The 20,941-nt window shown below is 38.7% G+C and carries 23 protein-coding genes; 7 read left to right on the top strand and 16 right to left on the bottom strand.

Going from position 1 to position 20,941, the window contains the following annotated elements; genetic code table 11:
- Positions 1–47: 47 nt before the first annotated feature.
- From ODQ17_RS04390 to ODQ17_RS04375, 4 genes are all read right to left on the bottom strand, one after another.
- Positions 48–1,100, bottom strand: coding sequence for a 3-keto-5-aminohexanoate cleavage protein (locus ODQ17_RS04390; protein WP_322901947.1), 1,053 nt, complete (start codon positions 1,098–1,100; stop codon positions 48–50).
- 59 nt (positions 1,101–1,159) lie between these two features.
- A complete protein-coding gene (locus ODQ17_RS04385) occupies positions 1,160–2,008 on the bottom strand; it encodes a TauD/TfdA dioxygenase family protein (RefSeq protein ID WP_017385476.1) in 849 nt (282 codons plus the stop codon).
- A gap of 11 nt (positions 2,009–2,019) precedes the next feature.
- Entirely contained in the window at positions 2,020–3,006 is a 987-nt protein-coding gene (locus ODQ17_RS04380; RefSeq protein ID WP_322901945.1) for a quinone oxidoreductase family protein, read from the bottom strand.
- 136 nt (positions 3,007–3,142) lie between these two features.
- Positions 3,143–3,895, bottom strand: a complete 753-nt coding sequence (locus ODQ17_RS04375; RefSeq protein ID WP_322901943.1) for an aspartate/glutamate racemase family protein — start codon at positions 3,893–3,895, stop codon at positions 3,143–3,145.
- Between the two features lie 142 nt (positions 3,896–4,037).
- Between ODQ17_RS04375 and ODQ17_RS04370 the strand changes: the two genes are divergently transcribed.
- The 5 genes from ODQ17_RS04370 (at position 4,038) to ODQ17_RS04350 (ending at position 7,176) form a co-directional block, all read left to right on the top strand.
- Entirely contained in the window at positions 4,038–4,691 is a 654-nt protein-coding gene (locus ODQ17_RS04370; protein WP_322901940.1) for an NUDIX hydrolase, read from the top strand.
- A 30-nt stretch (positions 4,692–4,721) separates the two neighbouring features.
- On the top strand, positions 4,722–5,255 hold the full coding sequence (locus tag ODQ17_RS04365) for a shikimate kinase (RefSeq protein ID WP_322901938.1): 534 nt from the start codon (positions 4,722–4,724) through the stop codon (positions 5,253–5,255).
- Positions 5,256–5,429: 174 nt separating this feature from the next.
- Positions 5,430–6,002, top strand: coding sequence for a nuclear transport factor 2 family protein (locus ODQ17_RS04360; RefSeq protein WP_322901936.1), 573 nt, complete (start codon positions 5,430–5,432; stop codon positions 6,000–6,002).
- Entirely contained in the window at positions 5,969–6,463 is a 495-nt protein-coding gene (locus ODQ17_RS04355; protein ID WP_322901934.1) for a chalcone isomerase family protein, read from the top strand. The genes ODQ17_RS04360 and ODQ17_RS04355 overlap by 34 nt, the downstream gene beginning before the upstream one ends.
- A gap of 17 nt (positions 6,464–6,480) precedes the next feature.
- Entirely contained in the window at positions 6,481–7,176 is a 696-nt protein-coding gene (locus ODQ17_RS04350) for a response regulator transcription factor (RefSeq protein WP_322901933.1), read from the top strand.
- Here the strand turns inward: ODQ17_RS04350 and ODQ17_RS04345 are convergent.
- The 10 genes from ODQ17_RS04345 to ODQ17_RS04300 all read right to left on the bottom strand — a co-directional run bounded on the left by ODQ17_RS04345 (position 7,173) and on the right by ODQ17_RS04300 (position 17,488).
- Complete coding sequence (locus tag ODQ17_RS04345) at positions 7,173–8,501, bottom strand: sensor histidine kinase (protein WP_322901931.1); 1,329 nt, start codon at positions 8,499–8,501, stop codon at positions 7,173–7,175. The two genes, ODQ17_RS04350 and ODQ17_RS04345, sit on opposite strands and share 4 nt — an antisense overlap.
- 32 nt (positions 8,502–8,533) lie before the next feature.
- Positions 8,534–9,580, bottom strand: a complete 1,047-nt coding sequence (locus tag ODQ17_RS04340; protein ID WP_322901929.1) for an SAM-dependent methyltransferase — start codon at positions 9,578–9,580, stop codon at positions 8,534–8,536.
- Between the two features lie 8 nt (positions 9,581–9,588).
- Positions 9,589–10,368 carry a DUF1295 domain-containing protein gene (locus ODQ17_RS04335; protein WP_322901927.1) on the bottom strand — a complete coding sequence of 260 codons (780 nt, stop codon included), beginning with the start codon at positions 10,366–10,368 and terminating at the stop codon, positions 9,589–9,591.
- A gap of 29 nt (positions 10,369–10,397) precedes the next feature.
- Positions 10,398–11,597: a cyclopropane-fatty-acyl-phospholipid synthase family protein gene (locus ODQ17_RS04330; RefSeq protein WP_322901925.1), complete on the bottom strand. Its 1,200-nt coding sequence runs from the start codon at positions 11,595–11,597 to the stop codon at positions 10,398–10,400.
- Positions 11,594–12,385 carry a DUF1365 domain-containing protein gene (locus tag ODQ17_RS04325; RefSeq protein ID WP_322901923.1) on the bottom strand — a complete coding sequence of 264 codons (792 nt, stop codon included), beginning with the start codon at positions 12,383–12,385 and terminating at the stop codon, positions 11,594–11,596. The genes ODQ17_RS04330 and ODQ17_RS04325 overlap by 4 nt, the downstream gene beginning before the upstream one ends.
- Before the next feature lie 21 nt (positions 12,386–12,406).
- Complete coding sequence (locus ODQ17_RS04320; RefSeq protein ID WP_322901921.1) at positions 12,407–13,669, bottom strand: NAD(P)/FAD-dependent oxidoreductase; 1,263 nt, start codon at positions 13,667–13,669, stop codon at positions 12,407–12,409.
- Entirely contained in the window at positions 13,666–14,637 is a 972-nt protein-coding gene (locus tag ODQ17_RS04315) for an acyl-CoA desaturase (RefSeq protein ID WP_322901919.1), read from the bottom strand. The genes ODQ17_RS04320 and ODQ17_RS04315 overlap by 4 nt, the downstream gene beginning before the upstream one ends.
- 119 nt (positions 14,638–14,756) lie before the next feature.
- The gene (locus tag ODQ17_RS04310) at positions 14,757–15,320 is read right to left on the bottom strand and encodes a lipocalin family protein (RefSeq protein ID WP_322901917.1); all 564 of its coding nucleotides are present in this window, start codon (positions 15,318–15,320) and stop codon (positions 14,757–14,759) included.
- Between the two features lie 96 nt (positions 15,321–15,416).
- Positions 15,417–16,820 (bottom strand): heavy metal sensor histidine kinase, encoded by a 1,404-nt coding sequence (locus ODQ17_RS04305; protein WP_322901915.1) that lies wholly within the window; start codon positions 16,818–16,820, stop codon positions 15,417–15,419.
- A complete protein-coding gene (locus ODQ17_RS04300) occupies positions 16,817–17,488 on the bottom strand; it encodes a heavy metal response regulator transcription factor (RefSeq protein WP_322901913.1) in 672 nt (223 codons plus the stop codon). Before ODQ17_RS04300 ends, ODQ17_RS04305 begins: the two co-directional genes overlap by 4 nt.
- A 125-nt stretch (positions 17,489–17,613) precedes the next feature.
- Between ODQ17_RS04300 and ODQ17_RS04295 the strand changes: the two genes are divergently transcribed.
- The gene (locus ODQ17_RS04295; protein ID WP_081313722.1) at positions 17,614–18,081 is read left to right on the top strand and encodes a GlcG/HbpS family heme-binding protein; all 468 of its coding nucleotides are present in this window, start codon (positions 17,614–17,616) and stop codon (positions 18,079–18,081) included.
- A gap of 11 nt (positions 18,082–18,092) precedes the next feature.
- On the top strand, positions 18,093–18,515 hold the full coding sequence (gene uraH, locus ODQ17_RS04290) for a hydroxyisourate hydrolase (RefSeq protein ID WP_322901911.1): 423 nt from the start codon (positions 18,093–18,095) through the stop codon (positions 18,513–18,515).
- A gap of 60 nt (positions 18,516–18,575) precedes the next feature.
- On the opposite strand, the gene ODQ17_RS04285 is transcribed toward uraH, so the two are convergent.
- A complete protein-coding gene (locus ODQ17_RS04285; RefSeq protein WP_322901909.1) occupies positions 18,576–19,283 on the bottom strand; it encodes a PqiC family protein in 708 nt (235 codons plus the stop codon).
- A complete protein-coding gene (locus ODQ17_RS04280; protein ID WP_322901907.1) occupies positions 19,273–20,940 on the bottom strand; it encodes a PqiB family protein in 1,668 nt (555 codons plus the stop codon). The genes ODQ17_RS04285 and ODQ17_RS04280 overlap by 11 nt, the downstream gene beginning before the upstream one ends.
- Position 20,941 lies beyond the last annotated feature (1 nt).

Below are 20,941 nucleotides of genomic sequence, written 5' to 3'. Positions count from 1 at the left end.
TAAGCTGCACTATATTTGAGGTCTAAATTCCGTTAGACCTTGTCACATTAGTTACGCTGCGGCACGCCCTTTTGCCCTGCTTTCCGATTGGGTGCCATACCATTTGCGATTAGGGTTTCTTCAATACTGTTGTATTGCACCCCAATACGATAAATTTCACGGGCTTCTTTTCCTGAGGCAATTTCACGGCCTAGTTCATGGGCAATCCGAACGGTTTGCTTAATTTGCTCTACAGATGAAAAACGGCGTCCGTGATGATCAATGATCGTGTCTTCATTACCCACACGGGCATGTAAACCCATTGCCATCGACATGGTGTTAAAAGGCAATACATTTTTGAGCAAAGATTCTGATGTCAAAGTACATCCATCAGGTACGCGATGAATAAAATTAAAGAAATTAAATGGATTTGGACCATCAAAACCACCGCCAATTCCAATCCAAGTTAAGTTTAACGGCCCCATGTACAACCCTTTACGCACCATACGTTCTAGGGTTTCAAGCCCATGCATACCCGTTAACTGAAAGTGCGGTTGAATATTGTTTTTACATAAGCGCTTGATGTGTTCAGTAACCCATGCAGGTCCTGCCGGTACAATCATTTCTGCATATGCTGCCTGAGTCGCTGGATGTGCCAATGAAGTCCCTTCTAAATATTCAGGATAGAGCAATTCCATAATATTCATTTGTGTGGTGTTAATTGCCACCGTAACCTGATCCGGCTTTGGTGTAAGTTCAGCTAACATATGTCGGGTGTCATCACTTAGCCATAGAGCCGCTTCACCTTCACTCTCTGGTGCAAATGAAATCGAACCACCTACCTGAATAATCATGTCAGGCACAGCCTCACGAACACCTGCGATAAGTTCATTAAATTTTGACAAGCGTTTAGAGCCTTTGCCATCAAGCTCACGGACATGTAAATGCAGCACTGTCGCGCCCGCTTCATAGCACTCAACCGCTTTTTGTATTTGCTCATCCATGGTCACTGGAATATCTTCGGGAAAGTCTTCTGGCATCCATTCGGGTCCATACGGCGCAACCGTGATTACCACTTTTTCCATATTTTCCGGGTGCAATGAGTCGTCAAAGAATTGCATGCGCATCTCCATATATGTTTTAGAATTTTCAAATAGATAAAATTATTTAGCCAATAACCTTAATAGGTTGCGTCACCAATAATGCCGGCCCGCTCCATTTTTCGGTGGCAAGGTGGATAATCCATGACTGCATAATGTTGTGTGCTGCGGTTATCCCAGATGGCAATGCTGTTAGGCTTCCAGCGCCAACGCACTTGAAACTCTGGAATATACGCTTGAGAAATTAAGTAACGCAGTAGTTCAGCTGCGCCCGGATTGGCATCTTGTCCAAATCTGACGCGCTCTTTGGTGTGATAGTTACTGAAGTGGGTTGTGAACGCGTTGACGTATAAAATTTTCTCGCCCGTTTCAGGATGAGTACGTACCACTGGGTGCTCAGCATCGGGAAACTTTGCTTTTAAGTCCAAGCGTTTTTCAAGTGGCATAGCCGCACCAAAACTCGCTTCTATGCTGTGATAAGCACGTAAGTCTGCAATCTTATCCTTAATATCGTTGGGTAAAGACTCATAGGCCATCACCATATTGGTCCACATGGTATCGCCACCTACAGGTGGGCATTCAACACAATGCAACACACATCCCATCGGTGGAACCTTGCGCCAGCTTGCATCACTGTGCCAAGCATTTTCATAACGATCGACAGGACTTTCGGGATGCTTATAAATCTGCACCAAACCCGGATGATCAGGATGGCTGCCTACCGCAGGATGATCTTCTAACTGTCCAAATTTTTCTGCAAATGCCACATGATCCTGACGGGTTAAATGCTGATCTCGTAAAAACAACACACGGTGTTTAAGTAGTTGTGTGCGAATTTCAGCAAATAATCCATCATCATAAATCGCATCAGCGAGTTTGACGCCACTGAGCTCTGCACCAATATTGCAAGTTAACTGTTCAATTTGCATAAGAAATCCTTTCAAATTACAAAGATTGATGAACCTATTGTTTTACGTGCTTCCAAATCACGATGAGCTTGCACGGCATCCTTTAGCTCATAGCGCTGATTAATTTCAATTTTGATTCGTCCATGCCGAACATGATCAAATAATTCATTTGCCAGTTCTTTCTTCTCGGCAGGATCTGCAATGTAATCTGCCAAAGCTGGACGTGTGACAAACAATGAACCTTTCACGGCTAGTAATACCGGATCAAAAGCAGGGATTGGACCAGACGCTGTTCCTACGCAGACCAACAAACCACGGCGTTTGAGTGAGTCTAATGAACTCATAAAAGTGGCTTGGCCAACACTATCGAAAACGACATTTACACCCACGCCACCTGTTAACTCACGTACACGTTCGGCAACATTTTCATGGCTGTAGTTAATGACATGATCACAACCATGAGCTCGCGCTACGGCAGCTTTTTCTTCTGAAGATGTGGTACCGATAACAGTCAAGCCAAGTAATTTAGCCCATTGAGAAACGATCAGCCCAACACCACCAGCGGCTGCATGTAATAAAATTGAATCGCCTGTTTTAAAGTCATAAATGCGGCGCATCAGATAAGCAGCGGTCAGCCCTCTCATGGTCATGGCAGCCGCTGTTTCACAAGAAATTTCTTCGGGTAATTTAATTAAAGCATTTGCTGGAATTAGACGGTGGGTACTATATGCACCTAAGGTATTTAAAAAACCTGTATAAGTAACTCGATCACCTACTTTAAGCTGAGTCACTCCTTCGCCTAAAGCTTCAACGACACCTGAAGCTTCGACGCCCATGCCATTAGGCATTGGAATTTGATAGGTTCCATTACGAAAATATGTATCGGCATAATTTAGGCCGACTGCCACATGACGTAGGCGTACTTCTCCAGCTTTTGGATCTCCTACTTCTACATCTTCATAGCGCATTACTTCTGGCGTTCCTGTTCCATAGAAACGTATAGCTTTCGTCAACGTCATGTCCTATTCCATATTTTGGTTTTTTATTGGGTGCCTATAAAAGCAATAACCAAAATTACAACAGTTAGGATATGGGCCACTTTACATTTCACGACACAAGCTTAACGTTTAATGACAAAGGATATTCCAAATATTGCTAAAGAATACTCCCAGCAATTGCAGCAGACTTATGTAGATTGGCGCTATTAGAGTTTTTATTTTCGTTTAAGCTAAAACTGACCGCCTCTTTTGCATGAATGGTGGTCGTATCAAATAAAGGAACCGCGAATTTAAGCTCACCAATCAACATACAAATTTCGGTACAACCCAAGATAACGCCTTGGGCACCTTCAGCTATAAGCCTCTCTACAATAGCGATGTACTGTTGCTGAGAATCTGGGTTGATCACACCTAAACAAAGTTCTTCATAAATGATGCGATGGACGATCTTTCTATCGGCTTCATTTGGAATAACGACATCAATTCCATAATCCTGCAATCGAGCTTTATAAAAATCTTGCTCCATTGTAAAAGCTGTCCCTAACAGTGCAACTTTACCAATGTTTTGACTCAAAATTTCTTTTGCCGTTGCATCAGCAATGTGTAAGAACGGAATCGTAATTGAATCTTCAATCTGTGCAGCAACTTTATGCATGGTGTTAGTACACACCAAAATACAATCTGCTCCTGCCTTTTCTAAATTTTGTGCTTGCTCAGCTAAATATGCGCCAGCTTCTTGCCATAAACCCTTCGCTTGCAAAGCTGCTATTTCTTCAAAATCGACACTATTAATAATGACCTTAGCAGAGTGTAATTTTCCTAACTTATGATGAACCATTTTATTGATTTGTTGATAATAAAGTGCTGTAGATTCCCAACTCATTCCGCCTAATAAGCCGATTGTTTTCATTATTGAATCCTTCTATTTATTTAAAACTTATCTATATCTCTTATGGGTAAAGCGCAGCTAGAATAAAATTGCTTTTTTTGATACTTAGAACTTTAAATGAAGTTAAAATATTTTGAGTAAATTTATACTTGATAAAAAAGATATGAATATTGATATATTTAATGATAATTATGAACACATTGGGATTATTGATAAAAAATTAGCCCACCAATTAGGTCTATGGCATAGGGTGTTTACTTGTCTTGTATACAACCCATCAACTCAATATGTTTATTTTCAGCTTAAAAACTCTGATAACTATACTTTTGATAGAAAAAATTTTCTTGATATTTCAGTTGGTGGGCATTACGAGGCAGGTGAAACCATTGAACAAGGAATAAGAGAGTGTGAGGAAGAGTTAGGAATTAAAATAGAATTCAATCAACTTATCCCTATTGGAATTCGACAGACTGCTTGCCATATTGCAGAAAATTATATTGCAAATGAATTTCAGCATATCTTCTTACTCCCTTTAAATATTGAATTATCTGAGCTAAAACCAAAAGATAATGAGGTAGTAGGATTTGTAGAAGTTCAAATATATGATTGTATTGATTTACTTCAACATAAAGTTAATACAATACAAATAAAACAAAATATTAAAACCAAAGAAGACTTATGGGAAGTAAGTACTAGAACTATTACATTAAAAGACTTTCCTCCAAATTATTTAGCTATTGATAAAATAATTGAGAGATTGCTCATCGCAGCTACGAGACAAATTTCTGGCGAAAATAGAGACAATATTTATTGGTGAGTTAAGAGTCAATTTAAGGGAAATTTATTCATGCTTATATATTTTATAGGACCGGGAGGTGCTGGAAAAACAACACTAGCCAAGCAGTTTTCTAAAGATTTTAATGCTATCTGCTATGATTTAGATGAACACTTTATGTTTAAAATAGGAAATATTTCTCAATTTATAAACACATATGGGTATGAAGAATATGCTATTAAAAATATTGAGTTGTATCAAAATTTAGTAAAAAATATAGACAATAATTTAATTAATATTATTGTGTGTTCATCAGGATTCATGACTTATCCAAATGAACTCACACCTAATTACCGCGAAATAAAGACTCACATTGAAGATCATTATTTAACGTTTTTAGTCTTACCTTCTTTCGAGTTAGAAATTTGTGTAAAAGAAATTGTAAATAGACAGTTACAACGCACATATTTAAACGGATCCGCCACAAGTGAAGAACATAAAATTAGAAATCGCTTCCCTTTATATATAGATTTAAAGTGTCAAAAAATCTTAACTAATGAAGCACCTTCAAAAATAGCGTTTAAGCTATACAAACAAATTTTTTAATAAGAACGCTATGTTAGAAAAAGAACGTTTAATGTCAGACCATTTCTTGAAGTAAACTTATCTATTCTAGAAAACAAAGCTTAGCTTAACCCCAAATCATAAAACATAAGAATTCACGCAAACTTCACGACCAGCTCTTTAATTTAATATTATAAAGTTGGCTCGGATATAGACATGAAAATTATAACTACAGCCCTAGGGCTAATTACCTTGGTAGGTTTAACAGCGTGTAAAAGTGTGCCTAGTTACTCTGGTGACTACAGCAAAGCCGAACAAAAAATTACTGGAATAGAATTAAATGACCAACAAGCGCTAGAGATTGGCAACCGTTTTGTTGACGCTTTTAATACGCTTGGTACCCCTTCTTTTGTGAATAACGCGAGTCATCTTTACGCTGATCAGCTCTATATCAACGATACACTCTCGCAGTTCTCTCAGAAAAAAGATCTGATTAAGCATTTTGAAGGCATGAATGTCCGAGTGAGTAATGTCACTGTAAAACTCATTAGTGCAACTCATCACCAAGATACAGCCTACATTCATTGGTACATGACCTATGACTTTAAAATGTTAGGTCGCTCAAAAACCATGGCTTCTTATGGAATTAGTCAAATTAAGATTAATGACCAACAAAAAATTATTTTCCAGCAAGATTATTGGGATCCGGCAAATGGCCTTTACCGTTCTTTACCAATATTTGGAGGAGTATATAAATGGGTATTACCGTTCAAAAAAGTCGAATCTTGATATTTCTGGGAATCTTAATCGTATCTCAAGCGAATGCGGCTGAACTAAAAAAATGCAGTTCAGCACCTTTAATGGTGACGAACAAGAAGGTGGGAAATGTCAGTTACTTTGCTGAAGATTGCCTAAAAAATTGGCAGAGCCAAAGCATTAAAATGGACTTTAGCTATAACCGCGATATTCCCGAGTGGGCATTTAAACGCGCAGCCACCCACTTTTTGAAGAAAAATGTTAGCGGCTTTGATGCAAAATCTCCGCTTAATCAGATTAATGAACTATATAGACCAATTAAGAGTGGAGATTTTTACAGTCTTTACTATCAACATGAAAATCAAAAACTAGAATTAAAATTAAACCAGAAGCTGCTCGGTTCTTTAAATAATCCGAATGCAAATCAATATTTTAAAATCTGGTTTGGTAGCGAACCGTTTAATGCTAAATTAAAACAACAACTATTAAATTAATGGCTTAATAAAATCTCATGGGTAATCACTTTATCCTCATGGTTGAGGACCATTTTGAACTTGCAGCAACAGTCTGCGAATTTCTTGAAGTGCATGGTTATGTCGTCGATCATGCGCGTAATTTAGATGCTGCACGGACTTTTCTTAAATCGCAGCATTATCATCTTTTACTGCTCGACATAAATTTGCCTGATGGCTCTGGTTATGACCTATGTAACTGGCTACGTACCGAACAAGGTGTTGATATTCCAGTTCTTATGCTGACAGCAAGAGATACTTTAGATGACAAACTTAAAGGCTTTACTGCTGGCACAGATGATTATTTAGTCAAACCTTTTGATTTTAATGAATTAGTGATGCGAATTCGTGCATTAATCAAAAGAGCAGCTGGTGAAGTTACTCATCATAAAATTCAGATTCATGACTTAATTCTTGATAGTGCAACTCAAACCGTGGTTCGTGCCGGAACTAATATTGAGTTACCCCCCATTCAATTTAAACTATTAAAAATTTTGATGCGCCAGTCTCCAAAAGTAGTGACCAAACAAGAACTGATGATGGAGTTGTGGGGCGATAAAGAACCTGAAAGCGATGCGTTACGCAGTCATATCTATAACCTAAGAAAAATGGTTGATAAGCCTTTTGACCCAAAGCTATTACATACAGTAGCAGGTGTCGGTTTAAAAATTGCTTTAGATAATTCTACAAGTTAACTCAAATAGACCACAACAATTAAACCCGTGGTCGGTTCCAAATCGAGTTCAGGATGAGTAGTTAAATAATATTGTCGATCAAACAACTCAACTCGCCATCCTAATTGTTTGCAAAGCTTTTGTACCAATTGCAAACCAATTCCGTGGCCTTTAGCCTTTAACGAGAGTTGTGAATCACTGAGCTCTTGTACTTTCACATCATTAGGTAAAGAAATTCCAATTCCATTATCTGCAATAATTAGGCTGTTTTTTTGTTGAATGATGTCGATTTGTGAGCCTTGAGAATAGTTCAGCGCATTACGTAAAATATTGCTTAACACCATTTGTGTCATAGAGGGATATAACCAACGCGGCTGTTCAGAAAGATCGGGTTGAATATGTATATGTATGCCCTTACTCTCACTGACCCCTTCTAAACTTTCGACTAAATCTCTCACAATTCTGGATAAAAAATTCTTTTCAGATGGTAAGCTTTTTACTGTATTACGTGCGATTGCCAGTAAGGTATCGACTAATAACTGCATATCTTCAATTGTATTATGAAGCCGAACTAGGGCTTTATCCTCTCCATATTTCGCCTGACAAAGTTGCACATTACCCTTTAAGATTGTGAGCGGAGTGCGTAACTCATGACTTACATCTCCCGTAAATTCTCTTTCGCGTCGAATAAAATCGCTTAAAACCTGATGATATTTTTCCAAGGCTTGTTTGAGATATTCTGCTTCCATATTGCCATTGGTATTAATATCTTTAAAAGGAGAAGCTTGAGTGTCTTGATGTGCCCAATCAATATTTTCCAAAGCATTTGCTAAACGCGTAATTGGGGAAAAATAGCGTCTTGCTCTTCGGTTTGACCACCATAAAAAGCTATATAAAACAGATAAACTGAACATCAGTGGAGCAAGTCCAAATAACCAGATCAGTTTATTGACATTACTTTCGCCAAATACCAATAGAACATGCTGACCGTTATGCTCACCATAGACCGTCATCCGTTCTTTACCATCAACAAATACTCGATGCACACCACTTTCTAAACGCATGTCTTTAAAAGGTTGAGGTGCGACCTCTGTATTCCACCGATATCCATATAAATTTTTGGTATCTGGTAGATCAGCATTTGGATTACGTTCTATGCGTAACCAGTAATGCTCCATTTCCTGTTCTAAAGCGGTTTTAAGTAAAGAGCCCTTAATCACCCAAGCACTACAAGCCAACCCGACCACGATCGATAATGCAATCAGACCAATCTGCAACCAGTAATATCGATTGAACATTTGGGCTAATGGATGACTCGCTTTGCCATCGTTTCGAGTTCTTATCATATCTTTATCGCCGGGATAGGCTGTAGAAATTACTATGATCTCTTTTTAAATAAAAAGTGACCAATGACCCATTCTTGTCCTTGCTCAAAACCGAATAGCTCAGCACAAGCCATGAAGAAAATACGCCAGCGTTGCCACCAAATATTGGCATCTTTTCCATAGATTTTTTTAAACAGTGGTTTCAGTTCGACTTCTTGGTTATCCATATTCTCAAGCCAAGCATTTGCCGTTCTCATATAGTGCTCACCCGACCATTGCCACTGTTGAGCCAACTCTAAATGCTCTTGAAAATGCAAAAAAGTGGAAGTCGATGGCATTAATCCGCCAGTAAAGAAATACTTGGACATCCAATCATAATCTGATTTCACTTCAAAAGGATAATGTAAAAAGCGATGGCAAAAAATATGACACCAAAGTAAGCCATCTGCCTTTAACCAGCCCTGAATTTTTTCAAAAAGACGTTGGTAATTACGGACGTGTTCAAACATTTCAACCGACACAACACGATCAAACTGCGCTTGGTCTAATTCAAGTACATTTACATCACAGGTGAGCACTTCAACATTGGTTAAACCTCTCAATTCTGCTTGCCCGAGAATATGCTTTTTCTGAGTTGCAGAATTTGAAACAACTGTAATCTGTGAACGTGGATAGTTTTCTGCCATCCACAAAGTTAAAGAACCCCAGCCACAGCCTAACTCTAAAATGTGTTGACCATTTTTAAGTTGTGCACGTTCACAATAAAGCTGAAGTGTAAGCTCCTCTGCCTGATCTAAAGTTGTTGTTTTAGTCGGAAAATAACATGCACTATATTTGAGTCTTTTTCCAAGCACCGCCTGAAAAAACTCAGTGGGTAATTCATAGTGCTGCTCGTTTGCCTTGTCCGTTTCAACTGCGATTTCGCTCTTCTTCAGCATATTAAGCACATCCATGTATCGCTGCGCCCCTTGTTCAGGGTCATAACGGCCTTCTTGAATTAAGCGTTTTTTGCTTAAAGCACGGATTGCAGCTCGAATTGCATGATCTGGAACTAAACCACTTTCAACAATTCTCAAAGACTGATGAACAATTAAATCCATATGCGCACCTATTTTTTGGGTTTTCGCGGAATAAACATTGATGTTTTTTGCTGATAATCACGATAATTTTGACCGCGACTTTTAATTGCTTGTTTTTCACTAAATGGAATACCCGTGACGTAATATAAAAACAGCCACATCAGTAACGGATAAATCCACAATAAATATTGGCCTGCTGCTAAACCAATCATTGGATAGGCAAACCAATGTAACCATTCAAAAAAATAATTTGGGTGACGTGAATAACGCCATAAACCCTGATCCATGGTTTTGCCATGATGATCTGGATTTAATTTAAATCGATATAACTGCTGATCAGCGAGCTGCTCTCCAATAAAGGCAATCGCCATGATGACGGCCGCAATCACTAAAGTGACTTTATATCCACTACTCCATTCAGTTACTTCTACATTGAGTAGCGTCCACATTGGTAAGAAGAACAAAAGCACTAAAAGTGTTTGAAAGATAAAAAATAAGAAGAAGCCAAAATGCTGAAACTTTCCCATGGCTTGACGCATGTTCGCGTAACGACCATCTTCTTTGTGTTCAGATTGATAACGCCTTAACAGGTGCCAAAATAATCTTAAAAACCATAAGCCGCTAAAAATACCGACAAAAAGTCTCACTTGAACTGGAGCAACTGAAATGAGTAAAGAAGACACAATAATGTTTACTGCCAGACAGAAACTCCATGCGGCATCTACAATTCCAGCTCGACCATTTGCTGTGGCAAGTAGCCAGCTCAGCAACATGATCATTAAATCTAGAATCAGTAAATTCAAAAACATCAGCAGTCTCCTTACTTGAGCTGTTTGAGTTAGTAACTAGCACTCTCAAACAACAAGTGAACATTGCTTATCACGCCTTCTTTAAAACCGCCTTCGCAATAACATAAATAGAAATCCCACATGCGAATGAAGTTTTCATCAAAACCCAGAGCCAATACTTCTTCTCGTGCGGTTAAAAACCGTGCTCGCCAGTGATGAATTGTTTGTGCATAACTTAAACCAATGTCATTTAACTGTTTTAGCCTTAAACCACTCTCAGAGGCGGTTTGAGTCAATACACTTATGCTAGGGATAAAACTACCAGGGAAAATATAGCGCTTAATATAATCAACTGTATTTAATGCTTTTTTATATCGAAAATCTTCAATGGTTATGGCTTGAATAAAGGCTAGACCTTGGGGTTTTAATAGTGCTTTACACTGATCAAAGTATGTTGATAAATATTGCGCACCAACGGCCTCAACCATTTCAATTGAAACCAGCTTATCGAACTTTCCTTCGAGTAAGCGATAGTCTTTCAGTTGCACATCAATTCGATGAGCTAAGCCTGCGTCATTTACACGAGTAATCGCTTCATCATATTGAGCTTGTGAAATGGTAATGGTGGTCACTCTGCAGCCGTAATGTTGAGCTGCATAAATAGCAAAACCACCCCAACCGCTTCCGATTTCAACCAAATGATCCAATGGTTTTAAATCTAACTTTTTACAGATCAGCTCTTTTTTAAAATCAGATGCGTCTTCGAGTGACATATTTTCATTTTCAAAAAATGCACTCGAATACATTAAAGATGGATCTAGAAATAATTTAAAAAAGTCATTACTTAAGTCGTAATGCTCAGCAATATTTTTACGGCTACCGCTTAAAGAATTCTTTCTATTTTTATACCAAGCTTTAAGAAAAAGCTGGCTCGCTTGTGCAATAACATTCTGGTTGAACTGGTCCAATACATCTCGATTACGTGCCAAGATCTGCACCAACTCTACAAGTTGCTCACTACTCCAGTCACCACGGATATAGCCTTCCGCTGCCCCTAAAACCCCATTTTTTAAAATCAGATCCATCAATAAAGGATTGCGGACTTCAATCACAGCATGTAAGTCTGAAACCTCGCCAACCGTACCACTCCACGCGCCCTGAAAAGTAATCTGTCCATGACGTAGTTTAAGAAGACTCTTGAGCAGTAACGGTAGTGAGTCATCTTCACCATAAAGAAATGTTTTTATCATGTCTTATCTACCTTTATCTTTTTAGGATGGCGATAAAATGGAACTTTTTTTCGCCACAACTTAAATGCCTCTAAATATATTGAAAACAGCATTTTAAAAGGCGCTAGGCTGTTCATAAGAGCATATCGATATTGCTGTGAAGGAAATGTGATGGGCACAAGTTCAAAGCGCATAGTGGCATCAAAGAGTTGTTTTTGTTCTTCAAAGAGCTGCATGTGAATGACATTTTGCTGATCTGAAAAACTAAACCGCCAGTGATAAGTCAACTGCATGGGCATGAACGGCGAAACATGAAATGATTTTTCAAAATGAAAATCAAAACTCTGATAATCACCCATATTTCTTTGTTGTTTTGAGCAGTCATGTATATAAACTTTTCGTTCATTCCACGGGGTATTGGTAATTTCACTGACAATAAATACGGGTTTTCCAGTTTTATTTAAAACAAAATAAAATACGACCGAATTAAACCTAAAACCCAAACTACGAGGCAAAGCCAAGACTCTGATTTGCCAGTCTGGCCGAAGATGTGAGTTGTTATTTTGCAGTATCGCTTTCTCGACTCGATCCTTTATAGAACCGCGATACATGTTTAAAAAATCATTTTTAGATAGTGTTAGTACATTCCAATGATCAGTCGACCACAGTGAGCAATCTTTTGTAATATCATCTAATTGATCTGGATCGAACCATAAATAATTTAAGGTCGATGTAAACTCATGTGGTTTGGGGCTATAACGCCGATGACGAATAAGTGCAGGAGCGATAGCAAGTTTATTTAATAACATTTGAAAGCTCCTTACCTATTTTTATAACGCTAAGAGTTGCTCTACAACACGTGCTGCACTGCGGGCACCATCTTCATGAAACCCCCAGCCCCAATACGCTCCACAAAACGAAGTCCGATTTTGTCCATTAATTTCGTGCCAACGAGATTGAGCTTGAATCGCTTTTGCATCAAACACAGGATGACGATATTTACGCTCAACCAAGATATCTTCAGCTTTAATTTTCATATTCGGATTTAACGTAGAAAAAATCTGGGTAGCGCAGGATAAGTTCTGCAAATTGTTCATCCAGTAGGTAAAACCATAATGTATGTCGGATACTTCGTTTTGAACTTGAGATGCAGGAGTTACATGCACATGCCAGCTTGCCCACTGCAAACGGCTTTTAGGCATAATTGAAAGATCACGGTGAACCACCATTCGATTATCTTGATAACCAAATTGGCTTAAGATTTCCCGTTCAAGCAAAGAACTATCTTTTAAGAGACTTAGGCTATCGTCAGCGTGGCTTGCAAAAATCACCCAGTCGTATTGGGTTTGTCCTTCAACAGTTTCGATCAAAACTGTTTCGTGCGAACGACTCACAGCTTTTACTTCTGCAAATTTCCACTCAATGGATGGGCAATTCTTTTGAATAGCACGAATGTAACTTGCTGAACCGTGTTTAACCGTTTGCCATTGCGGCCGCTCTTTTAGCTGTAACATGCGGTGATGTTGAAAAAAGCTCACCACAAATCGATATGGAATTTGGCCTACCTGCTCAACTGGAGCTGACCATAAGGCACCGCACATCGGATAAAGATGCTCATAACGGAACTCATGACTATATTTATGGAGGTCTAAATACTCTTCAATCGATAAATTAGGATCAATATCTGCCACATCTATATCTTTATTATCATCATAAAAACGCAGCAAATCTGAGAGCATTTGCAGGAATTTACGGTTTAAAAAGTTCTGCGGGCGGGCAAAGAGCGACCATTTTTTTGAAGGATTATATTGAAGTCCACTCACCAAATTATTTACTGAAAAACTCATATCGCTACTTTGAGTTTCTACACCTAATTTTTTAAGCATGTTGGTAAATAACGGATAGTTATAGTCATTAAACACAATAAAACCACTATCTACCGCGACTTTAGTGCCTTCTATCTCTAGCTCGTGAGTGTCAGTATGACCGCCAAAATAGTTATTTTTTTCATACACAGTGACCTGATGTTGTTCTGACAATCTCCAAGCTGCGTAAAGTCCAGATATACCTGAACCAATAATGGCAATTTTCATAACACTTCACCGTTTTCAATTTTCTCTATCGATAAGTTTTTAATCTTTTTATATTGATAAACCTTGTTTGGTACTGGCTTTAGTCCCCACACCAAACCAAATAGAGACATCAGCTTGAGCACATAAAAAGTGATATCAATCTGCCACCAATAAAAGCCTTGACGCACACTACCCGCGTAAAAGTGATGGTTGTTGTGCCATCCTTCACCCAAGGTAATTAAAGAAAGTAGGAAGTTATTACGGCTATCATCTGGGGTATTAAACTCACGTGAACCATAACGATGAGCGAGTGAATTAATACACAAGGTTGCATGTGTTAATAGAACAGTGGAAATCACAAATCCCCACACTAAAAGCTGTAAACCATCCGTGCCCAACTCAGGAAAATGTTGTGCAAGCCACGAACCTAAACCATAAATTGCTAAGGCCGTCAAAATCACAATAGGCAAACTAAATCGGTCTAGCCAAATCAACTCAGGATATTTCAACCAGTCTTTAATGACTTTTTTTCGAGTAGCAAAATTCTGCTCATTTAAAAACCAGCCTACATGGGAATACCAAAAGCCTGCTTTCGATGAATGCGGGTCTTGATCAGTGTCGGTAAAGTGATGGTGATAACGGTGATGAGCTGACCACCATAAAGGTCCGCGCTGCGCACTCATGGTTCCGATCAGTATAAAAATGAATTGAACAATACGTGATGTCTGAAAAGTTTTATGCGAAAGATAGCGGTGGAAAAAAGCGGTAATTGCAAACATGCGAATAAAATAAAAACCAAGCATGAAAACAACAGCGAACCAAGATATACCCACCCAAAACGCAGCTAAACAAGCGATATGCAATAAAATAAAAGGAATAATTCTTAACCATTGAATGTTCTTTTCAATGACATATTCGCTAGAAGCACCCACTTGCGCATTTTCTGAATCTGACCAGCTATCGATCCAGCGCAGAAAAAATTTAGACATTGATTATTCCTGATCTAAAGCATTTCTTTTGGTTCTAATTTAGAAAATGCGCAATGAATTTTATGTGAAGTTCACTCAGTTACGAGATAAATATGAGCATCTACGCAACCAGCACTTCGCTATTTAGACTGTGTTGTCTTAACGAGTTTAGAAACGTCGTAGCCATAGCTTTTGGCAGTTTGCAGATAAGACTGATATGTCGCCTCATCAATTTGAGAACTACGAGAAAGAATCCATAAATATTTCTGGCTTGGGCCACCCACTAAAGCGACCTGATAATTTGGGTCAACTCTTAAAACCCAATAATCGCCTTTTGTAAAAGGAATCCATCTAAGACCAGAAGGTAAAAAGCTCACCTTCAATTTACTGTTGCCTTCATTTTGCGAGTAAGCAACACCTTCAGATGAGATCGTTTCGCCTTTTTTTGTCGTACAGCTATTTAATACACCAACGGTTTTGTCTGCGTTAATAGAATAGTTTGCAGTTGTATTTGCTACACAATTACGCTGAAAAAACATGGGTAAATGCGCAATTTCATACCACTTACCTGCGTATTTATTAATATCGATAGAATCAACAGCGACAGGTTTAGTATTGGTGTCGGCAAAGGTGCTCAAAGGGAGCATTAAGCTAACCGCTGCAAGGCTACTGCTGATGACAAGTGATTTAAATAATAATTTCATGATTGCCCTCTTCTGTTTATTTCATACGTTTAAACATACGCCAGAGGGCTGTGAACAAAGTGTGAATTTTAGAAATTAAGCAACATTAATAAGGATTTAATTGTATTTCTTTGCAGCATCTGCAACTGGGAAATCAAGTTCAAAACACACACCCTCGACCGTGTTATAAACTCGATAGAAGCCATGATGTAGATCCATAATTGAAGCGACAATTGATAAACCTAAACCACCTGTCTGGTTCTCATCACTTCGACTTGAGTGGCATTGGTAGAATCTTTCAAAAAGATGCTCAAGTTGATGTTCAGCAATTGAAACCCCACCCGTTACCACAGTTAGACTCACCCATTGCGTATGTCCAATCATCTTATATTTGGTTGCGATATAAATAGTCCGCTTGTCACTACCGTGAACCAGTGCATTTAAAATCAGGTTATAAACGGCTCTTTGAAATAACTCAGGATCTGCAAATAAGGTTTGAGCTTCTAAGTTAAAACTAAAATGACACTTTTGTTCTTCAGCTTGATATTCAAAAATCTGGCATAGGCCATCTATAACGTCTTGGACGTTTATTTCCTGTTTATTTACAAGCACCATTTTCTGATCGGCTCTTGCCAAGAAAAGCATGCTATCAATCATACGTTTTAATCTGTGGTAGTCCTCTAAATGAGACACCAGTAAATCTTCATATTGTTCAACCGAACGTTCACCAGTTAAAGCAATCTCAGTTTGCCCAATCAGATTATTTAAAGGTGTGCGGAACTCATGAGCAATATCTTCAGAAAAACGGTTGAGCTGGGTATAGCCCTTTTCAATACGCTCAAGCATATAGTTTATATCTTTTGAAAGCAGCTCAACTTCTAAAGGTGAATTAGATAGGTTTAATCTTTTCTGGAGCTGATTTACGTTAATAGAATGAGTTTGCTTACGAAGCTGTTGTAGCGACCGTAAACCTAAATGACACGCTAAAATACAAAGCACAAAGATTGCAAACACGCCCCCGACCACATACATCAAGAGACTTTCTTGAAAAGGTAAAAGAATATTAATGCGTTCCGACCACTGTTTACCTGCAATGAGCAGATAAGGCTCGTTATTAATTTTTATGGTTTTCCATGCAATGCGTGTTGGATATGAGTTATTGGTTAAATCTTGAAATTGAAGATTGTCGCGCTGTGCAAGCTCAGGCAGTTGAATGTGAAGCGGATTGATATTAATTAAAGTTTTGTCTTTATGAATGAGCAGAAACAAGTTGTCTTGGTTGCCGAGCATGTTTTGATACAGCTTAGGACGCGCAATGATTTGCTCTACATTTTCGCTATCTTGCAGCAAAATTTCCAAACGGTTAATTCTGTCTGCTAAAGCTTTATCTTGTTGCTTTAATAAAATCTGGTTAATACCCAAATAGGTCATAAAGCCGACTGAACATAAAATTAAGGCAGAACAAAGCGTGACCAGTAATGTAATACGGACTTCAAGAGAACGCAGAAATTTAAAGTTCATAAGCTAACCGAAATTTTATAGCCCAAGCCACGTATGGTATGAATGAGTTTTAACTCATATCCCTCATCAATTTTACTTCGTAAACGGCGTACAGCGACATCAATAAAGTTTGTATCAGTATCAAAGTTAATATTCCAAACTTCTGAACCAATTTGTCTGCGTGTCACAATTTGCTCTTTGTTGAGCAATAGATAGCGCAACAAATTAAATTCGGTTTTACTCAGCTCAATTAAGTTTCCATTACGCCATACTTTATGAGCAACCACATCCATTTTTAAATCACTAATAGACAGCTCATTTTCTTGCAGATATTGCTGTCGTCTTAACAGACTTTTAATGCGTGCCAACAGTTCAATATAGGAAAACGGTTTAGCCAAGTAATCATCTGCACCTAACTCTAACCCTTTCACTCTATCCATCACCTGATCTTTTGCCGTTAAGAAAATAACCGGAATTTTGGAGAACTGGCGTAGTACTTGTAATACGCTCCAGCCGTCTATGTCCGGCAACATGACATCAAGAATAAGCAAGTCATATTGATCTCTCTTTAGCATTTCCAAACCTTGCATCCCTAAATGAACACACTCCGCTTGATATCCAGACTCTTTTAATCCTTTGACCAAATAAGTGGCGATCTTGATCTCGTCTTCAATAATAAGGATACGCATTTTGTAGAGACTCATTTGAAAGATGACAACTTTGTAATGTGATTGTCACGCTTGAAGTTAAGCAATTTGTTTAAGATTTTCAAAGCGACATAGAGGTAATCAACATGAAAAAATTGAACTGGCTGATGTTAGCAGCCGTGCTATTCGGTAATAGTACTTTTGCACAGCCACCTGCTTTGAATCAAGTTTATTCGTTAGATCTAAAAACTGCCCACCTGCTAGCCGACAGTGCAAAAGAGGCATGCAAAAAATTAAATCAAAATATTGCGGTTGTTGTTGTAGATCGCGGCGGTAATCCATTAACTGCCGAACGGCATGAGCTGGTGGGTCCGCATAATTTAATGGCTGCCGAGAAAAAAGCATATACCGCGTTATCTACCAAAACATCGACCTTAGTTTTAAGCCAAAACAGTAACCAAAACCCCGATGCAAAAAATTTAACCACCGTAGCAAATTTACTTTTGTTAGGTGGCGGCGTACCTGTTCGTTTTGAGAACCAAGTAATCGGAGCGATTGGAGTCGCGGGTGCTGGCGGCGCACAAAATGACAATCAATGCGCAAGCAAAGCCATTGAAACCATTTTTCATTCATAAGGAGCTTCAACATGCCTAAATCATTTATTGCTTTATCTTCATTATTTATTGCTTTATCTTCATTATTTATTGCTTCGGCTACATTTGCACAAACTAATCCGCTAAGTGTGCATGTGTTAAATCTAGAGACGGGTTTGCCCTCTTCTCAGGTTGAAGTGATTTTAGAAAAAAATACCAATAACCAGTGGGTTAAACTCAATCAGCAAGTGACCGATTCAAATGGTCGGATCACTGCACTCTATCCAGAAAATAAAAAATTAGAGCAAGGAGTTTATAAAGTTACTTTTAAAACTGAAGACTGGTTTAAAAAGAATAAACAACAAACTTTTTTTGCCGAAGTACCTGTAATTTTTAAAGTTGATGGAAGCGTAAATCACTACCACATTCCGTTACTACTTAGCCCTTACGGTTACTCAACCTATCGAGGCAACTAAAATAGAAAACCCCTTTATCTGTTGTACACAAATAAAGGGGTTGGTTAAAAGCGATGCGTTTTACGAACAAACACCATTGCTAATAACCGATTTTTTGTTTGAATCTAACGCCACAATTGAAGAAGAAACAGTATTAATAATTTGAGTCATTGCCTCACTTGAAGCACTCACAATCGCATCCATCTTTTTAGCTTTTTGATCAATCGGCTGCTGAAAAGCAATTCGACAATTTAACTGAGATCCTGCATTTGTGATGACTTTTGGATTGTTTGACTCTAATTGACTAGGCGGTATTTGACGCTTCACCACCCAAGACACTGCAATATTAATATAGCTTTTATCTACAATATCAAAATGAGAAAAGTCTGTAGAAACTCGATATAAAGGCTGATTATTTCCAGCAAGCCCACTGCTATAACTATCAATTGCCCCTAATTTTTGTTGCAAACCCGCCGACAAGGTATCGCGTAATTGCGTGCCCATGGTCGATGTCCAGCGCTCATTGTTCAACACCGTAGACTTACCACTACTGTCTTGCAGCACCAAAGGTGCACGGTCCAATCGGTCTGGAATCCCGACGGGTAACACCTCAATCACCTGCACAGTTGATTTGGTAGCCGCAGTGATTTTAGGGGAAATCGTATAATAGTTTGGCGTTGGCGAACTCGAACATGCCGTCATGGCAACTGCCGTTAAAAACAGGCCGCTCCCAAGCAGCCATTTGGCTGCTTTAGGATGTTGAAAAGATAGAGTGTTTTTATTTTTCATCATCGGCCTCTGGTGTCTTACCACGAATAATTGATTCAGGATGTTGCTCAATATAATCTGCCATTAACTGTAGTGAAGCTGCCGCACGTGTCATTTGCTGCAATGCTTTACGTACGTCTTGTTGTAACGGCGCATCGCTCGACAAAATAGACTCGGACGATCTTACAGTTTTACGAACATCGTCTAAAGTTGCTTGTAAACCAGGGGCAACTTTTCCATCTAACTGTTTAACCAGTTTGTCGGTAGACGCAATGGCAGTGTTCATATTGTTAAGTGTTTTACGCACATCTTGCCCAATTTCAACTAACGGGAATTTAGTTAACTTGTCAGCAATCTGAGAAACTTGAGCTTGTAAGCCACTCAGTTCGGTTGGTGTAGTTGGAATTACTACACGGTTATCACCTAAAATTTGTAATGTCGCTGGTTTAGCTTTAGGGAACTTGTCTAGAGCAATATAGTTTTGACCCGTGAGCAGGTTGCCTGTTCTCATTTGAGCACGCCAGCCATGTTCAACAAAATCTTTGAAAATTTCACTATTTGGATTAAGCGCTTGACCATTTTCAACACGTGAAGGATAGATAACCGCCTCAACACGCATACGAATCTGTTTATAGTGGTCATAAAACTCGGCATTAATTGATTTAACATTACCAATTTCAATACCCATGAAATCAATTGGCGCACCAACAGAAAGCCCACGCAATGAATGATCAAAATACATAATCACACCACGAGGTTGTCCGTCAGGCTCTTTTAATGCTTCAGATTTTGAATCCCAAAGATTAAAGCGACTCTGATTCGCTGCCATTGTGGCATGTGAACTTTCAGGGAATCCAAATGCAATACCACCTGCGACAATACTTGCCAAAGATTGAGTATCTAAATTAAAGCCTGAAGCATTTAAGGTTACATCGATCCCGCTCGCCTGCCAAAAACGTGCATCGGTAGTGACAAACTTGTCATACGGCGCACGAATAAAAGTTTGCAGCTCTACAGATTTACCATCCTCAGATAATTTATAGGCTGTAATTTGCCCTACGTTAATTCGACGATAATAAATTGGAGAACCTATATCTAAAGATCCCAAATCATCTGCATTTAAGAAAAATACTTTTCCGGGAACGTCTGAAGATATGACTGGTGGCACTTCTAATCCAGTAAATTCAAACTTATCCTCTTCTGATTTTCCACCATCCACTTCAATGTATGAACCTGACAATAATGTGTCTATTCCTGAAACTCCACTCGTCCCAATACGCGGTCGCACGACCCAAAATCGTGAATCTTTTGCTGCAAAGTTACTGGCGCCTTTACGTAAATCAATTCTAGCAATAACATGTGAACGATCATCTGAAAGATCAATCTGCCGTACTACACCAATATCCACCTGCTTATAACGAACTGTTGTTTTACCGGCAACTAACCCTTCAGCTGTGCGAAAAGACACATCAATGGTAGGGCCATGAGACAGTAGCGCCTTTACAGCTAATGAAAGCGCGATTAAAAGAGCAATTAATGGAATCAGCCAAATCAAAAGAGGCTTCCATCGACTTTTCTTTTCTTGGGGTTCTGGCAAATCATTCATGTTATCCAGTTCAACATCCGGATCACGATGATCTGAGTTACCAGTGGTTATTTCATTTTCAGACATACTCATT

The sequence above is a fragment of the Acinetobacter sp. IRS14 genome (assembly GCF_034650275.1).
Taxonomy (GTDB): domain Bacteria; phylum Pseudomonadota; class Gammaproteobacteria; order Pseudomonadales; family Moraxellaceae; genus Acinetobacter; species Acinetobacter oleivorans.
The sequence above is the reverse complement of the archived record's forward strand: the minus strand, read 5'-3'. Positions and strand labels throughout refer to the sequence as shown.

Coding starts and splice junctions, on each gene's coding strand:
- ODQ17_RS04390 (WP_322901947.1), bottom strand. CDS start 1,100: ATGCAATTCTTTGACGACTCATTGCACCCGGAAAATATGGAAAAAGTG.
- ODQ17_RS04385 (WP_017385476.1), bottom strand. CDS start 2,008: ATGCAAATTGAACAGTTAACTTGCAATATTGGTGCAGAGCTCAGTGGC.
- ODQ17_RS04380 (WP_322901945.1), bottom strand. CDS start 3,006: ATGACGTTGACGAAAGCTATACGTTTCTATGGAACAGGAACGCCAGAA.
- ODQ17_RS04375 (WP_322901943.1), bottom strand. CDS start 3,895: ATGAAAACAATCGGCTTATTAGGCGGAATGAGTTGGGAATCTACAGCA.
- ODQ17_RS04370 (WP_322901940.1), top strand. CDS start 4,038: ATGAATATTGATATATTTAATGATAATTATGAACACATTGGGATTATT.
- ODQ17_RS04365 (WP_322901938.1), top strand. CDS start 4,722: ATGCTTATATATTTTATAGGACCGGGAGGTGCTGGAAAAACAACACTA.
- ODQ17_RS04360 (WP_322901936.1), top strand. CDS start 5,430: ATGAAAATTATAACTACAGCCCTAGGGCTAATTACCTTGGTAGGTTTA.
- ODQ17_RS04355 (WP_322901934.1), top strand. CDS start 5,969: ATGGGTATTACCGTTCAAAAAAGTCGAATCTTGATATTTCTGGGAATC.
- ODQ17_RS04350 (WP_322901933.1), top strand. CDS start 6,481: ATGGGTAATCACTTTATCCTCATGGTTGAGGACCATTTTGAACTTGCA.
- ODQ17_RS04345 (WP_322901931.1), bottom strand. CDS start 8,501: ATGATAAGAACTCGAAACGATGGCAAAGCGAGTCATCCATTAGCCCAA.
- ODQ17_RS04340 (WP_322901929.1), bottom strand. CDS start 9,580: ATGGATTTAATTGTTCATCAGTCTTTGAGAATTGTTGAAAGTGGTTTA.
- ODQ17_RS04335 (WP_322901927.1), bottom strand. CDS start 10,368: ATGTTTTTGAATTTACTGATTCTAGATTTAATGATCATGTTGCTGAGC.
- ODQ17_RS04330 (WP_322901925.1), bottom strand. CDS start 11,597: ATGATAAAAACATTTCTTTATGGTGAAGATGACTCACTACCGTTACTG.
- ODQ17_RS04325 (WP_322901923.1), bottom strand. CDS start 12,385: ATGTTATTAAATAAACTTGCTATCGCTCCTGCACTTATTCGTCATCGG.
- ODQ17_RS04320 (WP_322901921.1), bottom strand. CDS start 13,669: ATGAAAATTGCCATTATTGGTTCAGGTATATCTGGACTTTACGCAGCT.
- ODQ17_RS04315 (WP_322901919.1), bottom strand. CDS start 14,637: ATGTCTAAATTTTTTCTGCGCTGGATCGATAGCTGGTCAGATTCAGAA.
- ODQ17_RS04310 (WP_322901917.1), bottom strand. CDS start 15,320: ATGAAATTATTATTTAAATCACTTGTCATCAGCAGTAGCCTTGCAGCG.
- ODQ17_RS04305 (WP_322901915.1), bottom strand. CDS start 16,820: ATGAACTTTAAATTTCTGCGTTCTCTTGAAGTCCGTATTACATTACTG.
- ODQ17_RS04300 (WP_322901913.1), bottom strand. CDS start 17,488: ATGCGTATCCTTATTATTGAAGACGAGATCAAGATCGCCACTTATTTG.
- ODQ17_RS04295 (WP_081313722.1), top strand. CDS start 17,614: ATGTTAGCAGCCGTGCTATTCGGTAATAGTACTTTTGCACAGCCACCT.
- uraH (WP_322901911.1), top strand. CDS start 18,093: ATGCCTAAATCATTTATTGCTTTATCTTCATTATTTATTGCTTTATCT.
- ODQ17_RS04285 (WP_322901909.1), bottom strand. CDS start 19,283: ATGAAAAATAAAAACACTCTATCTTTTCAACATCCTAAAGCAGCCAAA.
- ODQ17_RS04280 (WP_322901907.1), bottom strand. CDS start 20,940: ATGAGTATGTCTGAAAATGAAATAACCACTGGTAACTCAGATCATCGT.